Source organism: Burkholderia sp. GbtcB21 (genome assembly GCF_019091065.1).
Classification (GTDB): Bacteria; Pseudomonadota; Gammaproteobacteria; order Burkholderiales; family Burkholderiaceae; genus Burkholderia; species Burkholderia pyrrocinia_C.
Genome location: NZ_JAGXKA010000030.1, coordinates 26,785 through 42,609, shown reverse-complemented (window position 1 = coordinate 42,609; position 15,825 = coordinate 26,785). Strand labels below are relative to the sequence as shown.

At 67.5% G+C, this 15,825-nt stretch carries 13 protein-coding genes and 1 pseudogene; 8 read left to right on the top strand and 6 right to left on the bottom strand.

The window, feature by feature from the left end:
• Positions 1-168: 168 nt before the first annotated feature.
• Positions 169-1,101 carry a CopD family protein gene (locus KVT39_RS34970; protein WP_034178949.1) on the bottom strand — a complete coding sequence of 311 codons (933 nt, stop codon included), beginning with the start codon at positions 1,099-1,101 and terminating at the stop codon, positions 169-171.
• A 378-nt stretch (positions 1,102-1,479) separates the two neighbouring features.
• Here KVT39_RS34970 and KVT39_RS34965 point away from each other — a divergent pair, with 378 nt between their 5' ends.
• From KVT39_RS34965 to KVT39_RS34955, 3 genes and pseudogenes are all read left to right on the top strand, one after another.
• Entirely contained in the window at positions 1,480-2,244 is a 765-nt protein-coding gene (locus tag KVT39_RS34965) for a c-type cytochrome (protein ID WP_072443436.1), read from the top strand.
• Positions 2,245-2,263: 19 nt separating this feature from the next.
• Positions 2,264-3,556: pseudogene (locus KVT39_RS34960) on the top strand (cytochrome c); the annotation flags it as partial.
• Positions 3,557-3,629: 73 nt separating this feature from the next.
• Entirely contained in the window at positions 3,630-5,069 is a 1,440-nt protein-coding gene (locus tag KVT39_RS34955) for a DEAD/DEAH box helicase (RefSeq protein ID WP_217591230.1), read from the top strand.
• Here KVT39_RS34955 and KVT39_RS34950 read toward each other — a convergent pair.
• From KVT39_RS34950 to KVT39_RS34940, 3 genes are all read right to left on the bottom strand, one after another.
• Positions 5,063-5,569, bottom strand: coding sequence for a hypothetical protein (locus KVT39_RS34950; protein ID WP_034178953.1), 507 nt, complete (start codon positions 5,567-5,569; stop codon positions 5,063-5,065). The two genes, KVT39_RS34955 and KVT39_RS34950, sit on opposite strands and share 7 nt — an antisense overlap.
• Before the next feature lie 70 nt (positions 5,570-5,639).
• Positions 5,640-6,467: a ferritin-like domain-containing protein gene (locus KVT39_RS34945; RefSeq protein ID WP_034178954.1), complete on the bottom strand. Its 828-nt coding sequence runs from the start codon at positions 6,465-6,467 to the stop codon at positions 5,640-5,642.
• Between the two features lie 313 nt (positions 6,468-6,780).
• On the bottom strand, positions 6,781-8,421 hold the full coding sequence (locus KVT39_RS34940) for a gamma-glutamyltransferase family protein (protein ID WP_217591229.1): 1,641 nt from the start codon (positions 8,419-8,421) through the stop codon (positions 6,781-6,783).
• A gap of 222 nt (positions 8,422-8,643) precedes the next feature.
• On the opposite strand from KVT39_RS34940, the gene KVT39_RS34935 reads away from it, so the two are divergent.
• Positions 8,644-9,423, top strand: coding sequence for a DeoR/GlpR family DNA-binding transcription regulator (locus tag KVT39_RS34935; RefSeq protein ID WP_006493999.1), 780 nt, complete (start codon positions 8,644-8,646; stop codon positions 9,421-9,423).
• 314 nt (positions 9,424-9,737) lie between these two features.
• Entirely contained in the window at positions 9,738-9,935 is a 198-nt protein-coding gene (locus KVT39_RS34930) for a hypothetical protein (protein ID WP_034179421.1), read from the top strand.
• A 97-nt stretch (positions 9,936-10,032) separates the two neighbouring features.
• On the opposite strand, the gene KVT39_RS34925 is transcribed toward KVT39_RS34930, so the two are convergent.
• Positions 10,033-10,401, bottom strand: a complete 369-nt coding sequence (locus KVT39_RS34925; protein ID WP_034178956.1) for a hypothetical protein — start codon at positions 10,399-10,401, stop codon at positions 10,033-10,035.
• Between the two features lie 162 nt (positions 10,402-10,563).
• Here KVT39_RS34925 and glpD point away from each other — a divergent pair, with 162 nt between their 5' ends.
• The 3 genes from glpD (at position 10,564) to KVT39_RS34910 (ending at position 14,493) form a co-directional block, all read left to right on the top strand.
• Positions 10,564-12,087, top strand: a complete 1,524-nt coding sequence (gene glpD / locus KVT39_RS34920) for a glycerol-3-phosphate dehydrogenase (RefSeq protein WP_217591228.1) — start codon at positions 10,564-10,566, stop codon at positions 12,085-12,087.
• Between the two features lie 105 nt (positions 12,088-12,192).
• Entirely contained in the window at positions 12,193-13,695 is a 1,503-nt protein-coding gene (gene glpK / locus KVT39_RS34915) for a glycerol kinase GlpK (RefSeq protein ID WP_111016167.1), read from the top strand.
• 81 nt (positions 13,696-13,776) lie between these two features.
• Entirely contained in the window at positions 13,777-14,493 is a 717-nt protein-coding gene (locus tag KVT39_RS34910) for an MIP/aquaporin family protein (protein WP_105391421.1), read from the top strand.
• 84 nt (positions 14,494-14,577) lie between these two features.
• Here KVT39_RS34910 and KVT39_RS34905 read toward each other — a convergent pair whose 3' ends face one another.
• On the bottom strand, positions 14,578-15,825 hold the full coding sequence (locus tag KVT39_RS34905) for an NAD(P)/FAD-dependent oxidoreductase (protein WP_217591227.1): 1,248 nt from the start codon (positions 15,823-15,825) through the stop codon (positions 14,578-14,580).

Here is a 15,825-nt window from a genome sequence, read left to right as displayed (position 1 = left end):
GGGCTGAGTCCCGTGCAGTACAGAACTCAGCCCTTGGCGGCCTAATTTACCCGTCCAACTTTACGGGGTCAGCTCAGACAGGCGGCCGTTTTTACGTGAGCGGCGCGACGAGTTGCACGCGCCAGACACGCGCCGGCGGCCTTGCGTCGCGCCGCGAGGAACCTGCCGTCAACCGAGCGCCGCGAACCCCGGCACGCTGAACGACAGCACGGCGGCCGCGACGAACACGCCGATCATCGTCATCCCTTCGAGATGCAGGATGTTGCGGAACGTGTGCGCATCCTCGGTCGACGCGGTGCGGCGCAGCCGCGGCAGCGCCGAGAAGCGGTTCAGGCCGCCGAGCACGAGCGCGAGTGCGACGAGCAGCAGCTTCAGCAGCAACACGCGCCCCCACGTGCTGCCGTCGAGCGGCGCGAGCGAGCCGCCGAGCCCGCGCAGCGCATTGAGCACGCCCGTCCCGAGCAGGAATACGACCGCGATGATCGACGTACGCGACAGGTGCTGGCCGATGCGGATCAGCGCGCCGCGTGCGACCGACGAACCGAGCGCCGGCAGCACAGCGAGCCCGCCCGCGAGCACGAGGCCGCCCCACACGGCTGTCGCGAGCAGGTGCAGCGTCTGCACGCCGACCGCCGCGGACAGCGCACCCGGATCGGCCGCATGGCCGAGCGATGCCTTGCCGGCCGCGACCACGATCACCGCGAGCCACAGCACCGCGTGCGCGCCCGGGCCCTCCGGCTTCGCCAGCGCGACGATCGCAAGCACCACCGCGCCGGCGAACGCGACGCTCCATGCGAAGCCCGCGTGCGTTTGCATCAGCACGACGGGAATCGCGGCGAACGCGCCGCCGAGCCCCGCGCCGCTCATCGTCGCGGCCTCGTAGACCAGCCAGCCGAGATCCGCGAGCACGAGCGCCAGCGCCGCCGCGACCAGCGAATGTTGTGCGCGCAACCACGCGGGATGCGAAGGCGAGATGACCGGCCGCGCGCCGTCCTTGCCGAGCCACGCCTTGAGCAGCGCCGAGCCGACCGCCATCGCGAACGCGGCGTCCATCAGCGCCGCGAGCGCGACCTGCCCGATCCACAAGCTGTCGAACTTCATTGCGCGCACCCTCCCGGAAACGGCCGGCCGGCGGCGCGGCGGCAACGGGACAGACAGCGGGAACGAGGCAACGGCACGGTATAAAACGTCATTGATGAATCCGGAAACGGGAGAAATGACTGGACCTGCGGCGGAGGCGGCGCCGCGCGACCCGCGAGTGTACGGTCTTCGATGGTGAAAGCGCACGCCGGTTCACTTCGCCGCCGCGCAATACGCGTCAAATTGTCGCAAGTCGTAAACAGACAGGAACCGCTGTCCTTTTGCCAAATAGCCGTCATTACCCATCGATGATAGAATGCCGCGTCGCAGCAGCCCGGCTGTCCTGCCGTCCATGCGCCGAGCCGATCGTAGCCCGGACAAGGTCCCCGACGAATAATCATGGAGTCTCGTGTGTCTTCAAGACGCCTCTTCCGTCCGCTGCTCGCCGTTCTGTTGATCGGCGGAGCGGGCCTTATGAGCGCTGCCCAAGCGCAGACCAAGCCCACGGAGCAAGCGCACGCCCAGCAGGCGCCGCTCAAGGCACCCGATACGATGGCCGAGCGCGTGCGCGGCTGTACCGCATGCCACGGCGTCCACGGCCAGGGCACGGACAACGACTACTTCCCGCGTCTTGCCGGCAAGCCGGCCGAGTACCTGTACAACCAGCTCGTCAACTTCCGTGACGGCCGGCGCAAGTACCCGCCGATGAACTATCTGCTGACGTACCTGAACGACGACTACCTGCGCGAAATCGCCGAGCACTTCTCGGCCGAGCGTCCGCCGTACCCGACGCCGGCGAAGCCGACACTGCCGGCCGCGACGCTCGCACGCGGCAAGCAGCTCGTCACGCAGGGCGACCCGTCCCGCAAGCTGCCGGCCTGCGTGGCCTGCCACGGCGCGGGGCTGACCGGCATGCAGCCGGCGATCCCGGGCCTCGTCGGCCTGCACGCCGATTACCTGAGCGCACAGCTCGGCGCATGGCGCTCGGGCAACCGCCACGCGAAGGCACCGGATTGCATGCACGACATCGCAGCAAAGCTTTCCGACGAAGACGTGACGGCCGTGACCGCGTGGCTCGCCGCGCAACCGGCGCCCGCCAACCCCGTGCCGGCACCGGCGCGTTCGATGAAGACTCCGCTCGCCTGCGGCAGCGAACCGCAATAAGGCAAGGGAGACAGACACAATGAAACGCAAGTCCCTGTTTGCACTCTCGGCTGTCGCGATCGTCGCGGCTGCCGCCCTCGTGCCGGTCCTGTGGCCGGGCAACGACACGCTGCACGGCGCTGCCGCCGTCGCAGCCACGCCGGCCGACCAGGCCGCGCTGATCAAGAAGGGCGAATACCTCGCGCGCGTCGGCGACTGTATCGCGTGCCACACCGTGCGCGGCGGCAAGTCGTTCGCGGGCGGCCTGCCGATGGCGACGCCGTTCGGCACGATGTACACGCCGAACATCACGCCGGACGACAAGGATGGCATCGGCAAGTGGACGTCGGACGACTTCTACCGCGCGATGCACACGGGTCGCTCGAAGGACGGCAGCCTGCTCTACCCGGGCTTCCCGTTCGCGAGCTACACGAAGGTCACGCGCTCGGATTCGGACGCGATCTACGCGTACCTGCGTTCGGTCCCGCCGGTGTCGGTGCCGAGCCGTCCGCACGAACTGAAGTTCCCGTTCAACAACCGCAACCTGCTGATCGGCTGGCGCACGCTGTTCTTCAAGGAAGGCGAATACAAGCCGGATCCGACGAAGTCGGTCGAATGGAACCGCGGCGCCTACCTCGTCGAAGGCCTCGGCCACTGCTCGATGTGCCACACGTCGATCAACATGATGGGCGGCCCGGTGAGCTCGTCGGCGTTCGCAGGCGGCCTGATCCCGCTGCAGAACTGGTATGCGCCGTCGCTGACGAACGACAAGGAACTCGGCCTCGGAGACTGGCACGTGCAGGAGCTGTCCGACCTGCTGCAGGCCGGCGTGTCGCAGAAGGGCGCGGTGTTCGGCCCGATGGCGGACGTGGTCCACAACAGCCTGCAGTACATGACCGACGAAGATACGCGCGCGATGTCGACGTACCTGAAGTCGATCCCGCAGAAGGCTGAAGCGCCGAAGAACATGCAGTACGAGCCGTCGAAGCAGTTCGGCAATGCGCTGTTCGATCAGGGCAAGAAGATCTACGCCGACAACTGCGCGACCTGCCACGCCGAAACCGGCGCCGGCAAGCCGCCGGCATATCCGCCGCTCGCGGGCAACCACTCGATCATGATGGAATCGGCGGTCAACCCGATCCGCATGGTGCTGAATGGTGGCTATCCGCCGAGCACGTTCAAGAATCCGCGTCCGTACGGCATGCCGCCGTTCGCGCAGTCGCTGTCGAACCAGGAAGTCGCAGCCGTTGTAACGTATATCCGGATGTCGTGGGGCAACAACGGTACGCCGATCTCGCCGCAGCAGGTGAGCGACCTGCGTTCCGCGCCCCTTTGCTTTTTGCGACGCCAGTCCCCGCGCGGGCCGCGCGAGGTGTCGCCGATCATAAAACTCAAGAGTGGTATCTATGTCTTTCGAATCTCTCGGCCTGGCCGAACCGCTTGTCAAGGCGGTCAACGAGCTCGGCTACACGTCGCCGACTCCGATCCAGCAGCAGGCGATCCCCGCCGTGCTCGGCGGCGGCGACCTGCTCGCCGGCGCACAAACAGGCACCGGCAAGACCGCCGGCTTCACGCTGCCGATCCTGCAGCGCCTGCACACGTTCTACGCCGAACATCGCGGCGCGAAGCGCGCGGTGCGCGCGCTGATCCTCACGCCGACGCGCGAACTCGCCGCACAGGTCGAGGAAAGCGTCCGTGCCTACAGCAAGTACCTGAAGCTGCGCTCGACCGTGATGTTCGGCGGCGTCAGCATCAATCCGCAGATCGATGCGCTCAAGCGCGGTGTCGACATCGTCGTCGCGACACCGGGGCGCCTGCTCGACCACATGCAGCAGAAGACGATCGACCTGTCGGATCTCGACATCCTCGTGCTCGACGAAGCCGACCGGATGCTCGACATGGGCTTCATCCACGACATCAAGCGCGTGCTCGCGAAGCTGCCGCCGCAGCGCCAGAACCTGCTGTTCTCGGCGACCTTCTCCGACGAGATCAAGGCGCTCGCCGACAGCCTGCTCGACTCGCCCGCACTGATCGAGGTCGCACGCCGCAACACGACCGCCGAGAGCGTCGCGCAGAAGATCCATCCGGTCGACCGCGACCGCAAGCGCGAGCTGCTCACGCACCTGATTCGCGAACACAACTGGTTCCAGGTGCTCGTGTTCACGCGCACCAAGCACGGCGCGAACCGGCTCGCCGAACAGTTGACGAAGGACGGCATCAGCGCGATGGCGATCCACGGCAACAAGAGCCAGTCGGCCCGCACGCGCGCGCTTGCCGAATTCAAGAACAGCACGCTGCAGGTGCTCGTCGCGACCGATATCGCCGCGCGCGGGATCGACATCGACCAGTTGCCGCACGTCGTCAACTTCGACCTGCCGAACGTGCCCGAGGATTACGTGCACCGGATCGGCCGCACGGGCCGCGCGGGCGCGACCGGCGAAGCCGTGTCGCTCGTGTGCGTCGACGAGAAGCAGCTGCTGCGCGACATCGAGCGGCTGATCAAGCGCGAGATTCCGCAGGAAGTGATCGCGGGCTTCGAACCCGATCCGAATGCGAAGCCGGAGCCGATCCAGCAGCGCCGCGGGCAGCAGCAACCTCGCGGCGGCGGCGGCGGCGGCAACCGCCAGCCGCGCGCAGGCGGCTCAGGCCAGCCGGCCGCGAAGCGCGACGGCAACGCGCAACCGAAGGCATCGCAGCAGAAGGCCGCGAAGCCGCGCACGCAAGGCGGCGCCGGCGGCAGCGGCGGACGCCCGGCGGGCGGCGGCAACAGCGCGCGCCCCGCGAGCGGCAACGCCGCGCACCCGAACCGCAACCGTTCGTCGCGCAGCGGCCAGCGCGGTCACTGAAGCCGCGCGGCCGCGCGCCGCAGGTGCTCGAGCTGGCGTTGCCAGCGCGCGAGCACCGCGGCGCGCTCCCCTTCCAGCGTGAACGTGACGCCTGTCGCGAGACGCGCATAACCGACCCGCTGCGCATCGCCGTGCGCGATCGTCGCAGCGAATCCGGCCAGTCCGCCGAAGTCGCCTTCGAGCGGCTCGATCCTCAATTGCGCCTGAAAGAATGCGCCGTCCGCGACGAGCGTCAACGCGGCCGCGCGCCGTTGCGCGAGCGCGCGCGCCGCACGCGATTGCGGCCATAGCGCCAGCAGCAGCGTGCGCGCATCGTGCGCATAGATCTCGCCGACGCCGAGCAGCGTCGTGCGCAACTGGCCGTCGTCGGTCGCGACGATCAGCGATGCGGCGATATCGGCATGACGCTCGAGCGCGGTGCCGTCGAACAGCGATACGACGGCCGGCGGCCACGCGTCGAACGTCCATTGTTCGAGCGCGTGGCGATGGGTATCGGTCATGGTGGCGTGGCCCTGGTGCAGATCGGAGACGATGCGGCAAGCATACGCTCGACCGGCCGCGCCGCGGCGCTCAGCGCAGGAATACGTGCCGCGTGATCTTCGTGAGCGGATAGTGGACGCCCGGCTGGATCCTCGCGGGCAGGTCGAGCGGCTTGAGCAGCATCTTCACGCACATGTCGGCCGACAGGTTGCGCCGCACGAGCGTACTGATGCGCGCGGCGCGCTCGCGGTTGTACTGGCTGTCGCCGACGCGATCCGGATAACGAACCGCGAACACGTGGCGCAGCGCGATCTCGGAATCCTCGTTCTTGATTTCCATCACGCGGCGCGCCAGCGCGCCGAGCACCGCGAGCCGGCCATTGCCTTCGAGCTTGTTGTACTTCTTGAAGAATTTGAAGAAGTGCTTGTAGTGACGCACTTCGTCCGTGCGGATGTTGTCGGTGATTTCCTTCAGCACGGGTTCGTCCGAGCATTCGTTGATCGCACGATAGAGCGTGGCCGTGCCCGTCTCGACGACGCAGCGCGCGACCATCTCGAGCGCGCGGGTCTTCTCGAATGCCTCGACCTTGCAGGTCTTCGAATACTCGGCGAAGAAATTCGCGAACGCGGTATCCCAGTCGAACTCGGGCCACACGTGCGCGATGTACGCCTTCAGCGCGCGGCCGTGCTGCAATTCTTCGTGCTCCCATGCATTGTTGAGCCACTCGGATACTTCAGGATCGTCGTTGAAGAATTCGCTCAGATTGCTCGTGTAGAGATCCGAGCCGCTTTCGATGAACGACGACGCGCACAGCAGCAGCAGCAGATCCTCGTTCGCGGCGGCACGCTGACGATCGATCCGGTTCAGGTCGATGTCCTCGATTCGCCACGGCATGACATGCGTCGTTTTAGTGTCCATGGTGGTGCGCTCCCAGTCGTCGCGCGGGGGCCGGCGCCATGCCTTGGCACAGGCGCCGACCGTCCCGCAGGCGGCGTATTACTTGCGTTTCTAGTGAATTGGTCCGGCCGAACCATCCTGGCATCTTAGCCGGACTTTGACGTTCGTGCTCCAGAGCACTGACCATACCGGACAGGCGCAGTTCCACGGCGTCTGTTGCCGTTCGTTAGACGAGTCCTTCGAACTGCTTGCAGCCGTTCGGTAGTACGGCCGCATCAAACGAAACGGGCGGCCGTTCGGCCGCCCGTCGAGCGCATGAAATTGACGCGAACCGTCAGAAGCCGGCCGCCAGACCGTCGCGCCGGCTGTCGCTCGCGGCCACGTAGCCGCGCTCGCGATCGTCGCGATCGAGACGCCAGATGAACTGCCCCGAACCGAAATCCATGTAAGGATCGTCGATCGACTTGATCGTATGGCCGCGTGCCGCCAGCGCGTCGACCGTCGCGCGATTCATCGTCGCTTCGACGTCGAGCGTGAAGTCGCGGTTGACCTTCCAGCGCGGCGCATCGCATGCGGCCTGCGGCTGCTGCCCATGGCCCAGCATCCGCACGATGGTCTGCAGATGGCCCTGCGGCTGCATGTCGCCGCCCATCACGCCGAAGCTCATCACGGCCTCGGTGCGGCCGTCGACCTGCTCGGTCACGAACGCCGGGATGATCGTGTGGAACGGCCGCTTGCCGCCCGCGACGACGTTCGGCGAAGTCGGATCCATCGAGAAGCCGTACCCGCGATTCTGCAGCGCAATGCCGGTGCCCGGCACCACGAGCCCCGAGCCGAAGCCCATGTAGTTCGACTGGATGAAGCTCACCATCATCCCGCGCTCGTCGGCCGCCGACAGGTAGATCGTGCCGCCCGAATGCGGCCGGCCGGCGCCGAAGTGCGTCGCCCGCGCGGGATCGATCTGCTTCGCGCGTTCGGCGAGATACGCATCGTCGAGCATCTGCCCGGGTGTGACTTCCATCGCGCGCGGATCGGCGACGTAACGATAGACGTCCGCGAATGCGAGCTTCATCGCCTCGATCTGCAGGTGCTGCGAATCGACCGAATCGAGCGGCCAATTGGTCAGGCCCGCATGCTCGGCGATCCCGAGCGCGATCAGCGCGGCGATGCCCTGCCCGTTCGGCGGGATCTCGTGAATCGTGTGACGGCCGAAGCGCTTGCCGATCGGCTCGACCCATTCCGGCCGGTATGCGCGCAGGTCGGCTTCGGTCAGCGCGCCGCCGCCTTCGCGGGCGAACGCGGCGATGCGCTCGGCGAGCTCGCCTTCGTAGAATGCACGGGCGCCGTCCTTCGCGAGCGTGCGCAGCGTCTGCGCATGGCCCGGCAGGCACACGCGCTCGCCGACGAGCGGCGCACGGCCGCGCGGCATGAAGGTCTCCGCGAAGCCCGGCAGGCCCTGCAGCGCGGGCACCGCCGCCGCCCACTTGTGCGCGACGATCGGCGGCACCGCATAACCGCGCTCCGCGATCTCGATCGCCGGCTCGAGCAAGTCCGCGAACGGCAGCGAGCCGAATTTCGCGTGCAGCGCTTCCCAGCCCGCGATCACGCCCGGCACGGTGACGGTATCCCAGCCGCGCGTCGGCTTGTTCGCGATGCCGTGCGCATCCTCGCCGTGGCGCTTGCGGAAATAGTCGACGTTCCACGCGGCCGGTGCGACGCCCGATGCGTTGAGCCCGGACAGCCGCTCGCCGTCCCATACGAGCGCGAACGCGTCGCCGCCGAGCCCGCAGGACACGGGCTCGACGACGGTAATCGCGGCCGCGGCGGCCAGCGCCGCGTCGACCGCGTTGCCGCCTTTCCACAGCATCCGCAGCCCGGCCTGCGCGGCGAGCGGATGCGACGTCGACACGACGTTGCGCGCGAATACCGGGATGCGGGTCGTCGGATACGGGTTGTGCCAGTTGAAGCCTGTCATCGGTGCCACCTCGTCGAAAGCTGAATGAACGCGCCGAACGCGTGCCCGCATGCGCGGGCAGTCCGCCATTGCAGCGCGATCAGCGCAATCGCACAAATTCATTTGTCACATGAATCCATGCAATTTACGCATGAATTTCACGCGACCGGGCCGGCCAGGCCGGCCGAACGGCGTTGCCGCCCTTACAATACCCGCTCCGTCTCACGACACGACCATCGAGCCATGACCCGAGATCCCCGCCTCACCCTCAACGCGCGCCAGCAGGAACTGCTCGAATGGGTGCAGCGCGACGGCTTCGTGACCGTCGACGATCTCGCCGCGCACTTCGCGGTGACGCCGCAGACGATCCGCCGCGACGTGAACTGGCTCGCCGACCTGAACCTGCTGCGCCGCTACCACGGCGGCGCGAGCCTGCCGACCAGCTCGGAGAACGTGTCGTACACGGCGCGCCAGCGGATGTTCCACGACGAGAAGCGGCGCATCGCGGCGCTCGCGGCATCGCACATCCCCGACCAGGCGTCGCTGTTCATCAACCTCGGCACGACGACCGAGGAAGTCGCGCGCGCGCTGAACCGCCACCACGGGCTGCACGTGATCACGAACAACCTGAACGTCGCGTCGATGATGAGCGGCTACCCCGACTGCGAGGTGCTGATCACGGGCGGCATCGTGCGGCCATGGGACAAGGGCATCGTCGGCGAACTCGCGATCGACTTCATCCGCCAGTTCAAGGTCGACTACGCGATCATCGGCACGTCGGCGATCGAGGCCGACGGCACGCTGCGCGACTTCGACACGCGCGAGGTGCGCGTCGCCGAGGCGATCATGCAGCATGCGCGCACGGTCTACCTCGTGACCGACCATTCGAAGGTCGGCCGCCCGGCTTTGGTGCGCCAGGGCCACCTGAGCCAGGTGCACGCGCTTTTTACCGACAAGCCGCTGCCGCCCGAGATGGCCGATACCGTGGCCGCCGCCGGCACCCAGGTGTACGTCGCGGAATGACGCTTGCGCAGGCGCCGGCGATGCTGCACCGCACCCGAAACTTCAAGTGAAATCAAGAAGTTGGCGCCGCGAGCGGACCGCTTGCGGCGCATTCTCCTGTCAAACGGAAAATTAACGGGGCACGATTTGTCGTTGCCCGCGCGCTCGACTAGACTCCAGTTCCCCGGCTCGTTCGCCCGATCCGCCTGTGCCAGGGCGTGAGCGAACTTCAGGGCCGGCGAATACAGCTTTCCCCCCAAGCCATACCCCGCGGGGTATCGTGCGTCGGCGTTTGCGCCGGCCGCGCGGGCAGACCGGTTGCCATGGAGAGAACGATGCTGAGTCCGCATGAATTCGCCACGCTATTGCTTGTAAAGGACGCGCCTGATCAGCGCGACATGGATCGGGATGAACTGGACACACTGCTCGAACAGCAGCTCGTCCGCCTGGAAGGACTCGGCTCGGGGCGCAAATACTGCGTGACCGAGACCGGCGACGCTGCGCTGCGATCGATCAAGTACCGCTATTCGTGAAACCCCGCTGTTCCTGACCTGACCGTGCGGCCGAATTTTCGGCCGCACGGTCGTTTCCGCTTCCCCGCCGGTTCGCCTCACCCGGCCGCAGCCGGCTTCAGCCGCCGCGCAGCGTCGGATCGACCGCCGCCCGCCAACTGATGGCCTGCGCGCGCGCACCGTTGAAATACGCGATCCAGCCGGCGCGCGCCGCCGCGTCAGGCGCCGCATAGTGCGTCGAAAGTTCGTTTACGAACGCACAATAGTTCGCTTCGGTCAGCCCGCGATACCGTTTCGCCACGTACGCGTCGTACAGCGTCGAGTAGACCGGCTGCGCGTCCGCGCCCCAGTCGCGCGCGGCGCCGCCGCACGACGTCTGCAGGTCGGCGAACGACGGCGCCCGCCAGTTGCCGGCAAGCGGCGGCGTGCCGGTGCTGCACCCCGCCAGAAGGACGGCGCACACGCCGGCCCACATCCCAATACGCATGATTCACCTCGCGAAACGGTCGATTGCGCCAGTATCGTCCGGGATCGCGCCGCGCGCTACTGGCCCCGCTTTTCCGAACTTTACTTTTTCGATTTCGTTCGTTAAATTTCGAATTCGAACATTTCGTGTTCGCCCATTTCCATCAGACGATAAGGACAGCAGGTGACCCAACCGAATCGCTACGATCTGCTCGTCGTCGGCGGCGGCATCAACGGCGCGGGGATCGCGCGCGATGCGGCCGGCCGCGGCCTGTCGGTCATGCTCTGCGAGCAGGACGATCTCGCGTCGCACACGTCGTCGTCCAGCACGAAGCTGATTCACGGCGGCCTGCGCTATCTCGAGTACAACGAGTTCGGGCTCGTGCGCAAGGCGCTGCAGGAGCGCGAGACGCTGCTGCGCGCGGCGCCGCACATCATGTGGCCGCTGCGCTTCGTGATGCCGCACATGCCGAACCTGCGTCCGGCCTGGCTGATCCGCATCGGCCTGTTCCTCTACGATCACCTCGCGAAACGCGAACTGCTGCCCGGCTCGCGCGGCATCGACATGCGCCGCCATTCGGCCGGCGCACCGCTGATCGACTCGATCAAGCGCGGTTTCGTGTATTCGGACGGCTGGGTCGACGACGCACGCCTCGTCGTACTGAACGCGATGGATGCGAAGGAGCGCGGCGCCGAGATCCTGACGCGCACGAAGCTGGTATCCGCCGAACGCCGCGGCGACGAATGGGAAGCGCGGCTGCAGCACGCCGACGGTTCGATCCGCGTCGTGCATGCTCGCGCGATCGCGAACGCGGCCGGCCCGTGGGTCGGCGACGTGCTGCACGGCGCGCTCGGCCGCGGCGCGCAGCACAGCGTGCGGCTCGTGAAGGGCAGCCACATCATCACGCGCCGCCTGTTCGATCACGATCACGCGTACATCTTCCAGAACCCGGACAAGCGGATCATCTTCGCGATTCCGTACGAACACGACTTCACGCTGATCGGCACGACCGACGTCGAGTACACGAACGATCCCGCGAAGGTCGCGATCGATCGCGACGAGACGCAGTACCTGTGCGATTCGATCAACCGCTACTTCAAGCGGAAGATTTCGCCGGCCGACGTGCACTGGACTTATTCGGGCGTGCGCCCGCTGCTGGAAGACGAGAACGCGGCGAATGCATCGGCCGTCACGCGAGACTACCGCCTCGAGCTGGACGACGGCGCGGGCGCGCCGCTGCTGTCGGTGTTCGGCGGCAAGATCACGACGTTCCGCAAGCTCGCGGAAGAAGCCGGCGACATGCTGTGCCGCGCGCTCGGCCGCGACGCGAAAACCTGGACGGCCGGCGTCGCGCTGCCGGGCGGCGACATCGCGAACGCGAAGTTCGATGTGTTCGCCGACACGTTCGCGAAACGTCATCCGTGGCTGCCGGCCGCACTCGCCCGTCGTTATGCGCGCGCCTACGGCACGCGTGCGGAACGCGTGGTCGACGACGCGAAGTCGCTCGCCGATCTCGGCACCGAAATCGCGCCGGGCATCTATGACGCCGAACTGCGCTACCTGCGCGACGCCGAATGGGCGACCTGCGCGCAGGACGTGCTGTGGCGCCGCTCGAAGCTCGGCCTGCACGTCGCGCCGGGCACGCTCGACGCCGTGACGGCCGCGGTCGACGCGTGGTTCGCCGCCGCGCATGCGCCGCACGCGTGATCCGAAAGCAGTTGCAGTTGTCTGACCGAAGTTGACTCACCGACGCGCCGCCCACCATGCGGCGCGCATCACAACTAAGCCAATCCACGGATGGAGATGAGAGACATGCAGGACCAGTACATCCTCGCGCTTGACCAGGGCACCACGAGTTCCCGCGCGATGCTGTTCGATCGCCAGGGCAATATCGTGTCGATCGCCCAGAAGGAATTCGAACAGATCTACCCGCAACCCGGCTGGGTCGAGCACGACCCTCAGGAAATCTGGTCGACGCAAGCCGGCGTCGCCGCGGAAGCCGTCACGCGCACGGGCCTGAACGGCACGTCGATCGCGGCGATCGGCATCACCAACCAGCGCGAGACGACGATCGTCTGGGATCGCGAGACTGGCCAGCCCGTCTACAACGCGATCGTCTGGCAGGATCGCCGCACGGCCGATTTCTGCGACTCGCTGAAGCAGCAGGGTCTCGAAGCGAAGGTGCGCGCGAAGACCGGCCTGCCGATCGACTCGTACTTCTCCGCGACGAAGATCCGCTGGATCCTCGACAACGTGCCGGGCGCGCGCGACAAGGCACGCCAGGGCAAGCTCGCATTCGGCACCGTCGACAGCTGGCTCGTGTGGAACTTCACGAAGCACGAACTGCACGTGACCGACGTGACGAACGCGTCGCGCACGATGCTGTTCAACATCCATACGCGCGAGTGGGACAGCGAGCTGCTCGAACTGCTCGACATCCCGCGCAGCATGCTGCCGGAAGTGAAGGCGTCGTCGGAAATCTACGGCCATACGAAAACCACCGTATTCGCGTCGAAGATCCCGCTCGCGGGCATCGCCGGCGACCAGCACGCGGCGCTGTTCGGCCAGATGTGCACGACGTCGGGCATGGTGAAGAACACCTACGGCACCGGCTGCTTCCTGATGATGAACACCGGCGACAAGCCGATCGAGTCGAAGAACAACCTCGTCACGACGATCGCATGGCAGATCGGCGACGACGTGCAGTACGCGCTCGAAGGCAGCATCTTCATCGCGGGCGCGGTCGTGCAGTGGCTGCGCGACGGCGTCGGCATCATCAAGACGGCCGCTGAAATCGAAGCGCTCGCCGCGAGCGTGCCGCACACCGACGGCGTCTATCTCGTGCCCGCGTTCGCCGGCCTCGGCGCGCCGCACTGGAACGCGCGGGCGCGCGGCTCGGTGTTCGGCGTCACGCGCGGCACGACGGCCGCGCACCTCGCGCGGGCGGCGCTCGATTCGATCGCGTACCAGTCGCTCGACGTGCTCGCCGCGATGGAAGCCGATTCGGGCATCAGCATCGGCGAGCTGCGCGTCGACGGCGGCGCGAGCGCGAACGACCTGCTGATGCAGTTCCAGGCCGACCTGCTCGGCGTCGACGCGGTGCGTCCTCAGATCACCGAAACGACCGCGCTCGGTGCGGCCTACCTCGCGGGCCTCGCGATCGGCTACTGGAAGAACCTCGACGAAGTGCGCGACCAGTGGCAGCTCGACCGCCGCTTCTCGCCGTCGATGCCGAAGGAGCAGGTCGAACGCTGCATGGCCGGCTGGCAGCGTGCGGTGCGCGCCGCGAAGGCGTGGGCCGACGACACCCAGTAATCGTCAGCCATCCGTACGAAATACAACAACACCGGCGGACCGCGCAGCGCGCGAGTCCGCCGCGACATACGAGAGACAAGCATGTCACCTTATATTGCAGAATTCATCGGCACCGCGATCCTCGTGCTGCTCGGCAACGGCGCGGTCGCGAACGTGCTGCTTGCGAAGACCAAGGGCAAGGGCGCGGACCTGATCGTGATCGTGTGGGGCTGGGCGATGGCCGTATTCGTCGCCGTCTACGTGACCGCGTCGTTCAGCGGCGCGCACCTGAACCCGATCGTGACGATCAGCCTCGCGCTCGCGGGCAAGTTCGCGTGGTCGAAAGTCGGCGGCTACATCGTCGCGCAGATGCTCGGCGGGATGGCGGGCGCACTGCTCGTGTGGCTCGCATATCGCCAGCACTTCGCGAAGGAAGCCGATGCGGACCTGAAGCTCGCGGTGTTCTGCACGGCGCCCGCGATTCGCAGCGTCCGGCACAACGTGCTGACCGAGGCGATCTGCACGTTCGTGCTGATCCTCGGCGTGCTGTATCTCGCATCGCCGCAGGTCGGCCTCGGCGCGCTCGACGCGCTGCCCGTCGGCCTGCTCGTGCTCGGCATCGGCATCTCGCTCGGCGGCCCGACCGGCTATGCGATGAGCCCCGCGCGCGACCTCGCGCCGCGCCTGATGCATGCGCTGCTGCCGATTCCCGGCAAGCGCGACAGCGACTGGCGCTATGCGTGGATTCCGGTGGTCGGCCCGCTGATCGGCGGCTCGCTCGCAGCCGTGCTCTATCTGCAACTGCACGTGCCGCACTGACGTAGCCCGTCGCATCGACGAAGCAACACAGCCCGCGTGCCGGAAGGCCGCGGGCTGTTTTTCATCGGGCGTTGCGCCTACCGCCTACGCGCCGTCTGTCGGCAACAGCGACTTCAGTTTCACGTTCGCATCGGCGACCATCGCGGGCACCACCGCGGCGCCGCGTTCGACCAGCGTCCTCGCCAGCTTCATCTCCTTGACGAATCCGGACGCGCGGCCGAAGCCGCTCGCCGCGACGAGCCGTCCGCCCGCGTCGAAATGAAAGTGGATTTCCGCATCGTCGCCGAGCACGCGCGCAACCGACCGTTCACCGAGCGCCGGCTCCCCGGCCACCTGCAATTGCGCGTCGTACTGATCCGACCAGAACCACGGCATCTCTCGATACGGTTCGTCGGCGCCGAGCATGTTGCGCGCGGCGGCGCGCGCCTGGGTCTCGGCACCGTGCCATGTCTCCTGCCGGACCGGTCGCCCCGACAACGTACTCGGAAACACCGCGACGTCGCCGGCCGCATGGATGCCGCGCGCCGACGTCTCGAGCCGAGCGTTCACGACGATGCCGCGATCGACCGCGAGGCCCGCGTCGCGCGCCAGCTCGTCGGCCGGTTCGATGCCGATGCCGGCCACGACCGTATCGGCGATCAGCGTGTCGCCGTCGTCGAGCGCGACGGCCAGCGCGCCGCCCGGGGTCCGCTCGATCGCAACGGGTTTCCGGTTCACGCGGATCGCCACGCCCTGCTCCTCGTGAAGCGCGTGCACGCGCGCCGCGATCGTCTCCGGCACCGCGCGCCCGAGCAGGCGCGGTGCGGCGTCGAGCACGGTCACGCGGCAGCCGCGCCGCCGCGCCGACGCCGCGACTTCGAGACCGATGAAGCCGCCGCCGATCAGCACGATCCGCGCGTCGGGCACGAGCCGCGCGCCGAGTGCCGCCGCGTCGTCGAGCGTGCGCAATGCAAACACGCCGTCGAGCGCCGCGCCCGGAATCGCGAGGCGGCGCGCGCGAGCGCCGGTCGCGAGCAGCAGCGCGTCGTAGCCGAACACCCGGCCGCCGGACACGCGCACTTCGCGTGCGTGCGGATCGATGCGCTCGACCATCGCGACGACCGGCTCGATGCCGTCGGCCGCCCATGCGTCCGGATCGCGCAACCGGCACTGCGCCGCACTGCGCTCGCCCGTCAGCACGCCTTTCGACAACGGCGGCCGCTCGTACGGCAGGTGCGACTCCGCGCCGATCAGCACGATGCGCCCGTGCCAGCCGGACTCGCGCAGCACCTGCGCCGCGCGGCCGCCCGCATGGCCCGCACCGACGATCGCCATCACACGGTGGTTCGTCAT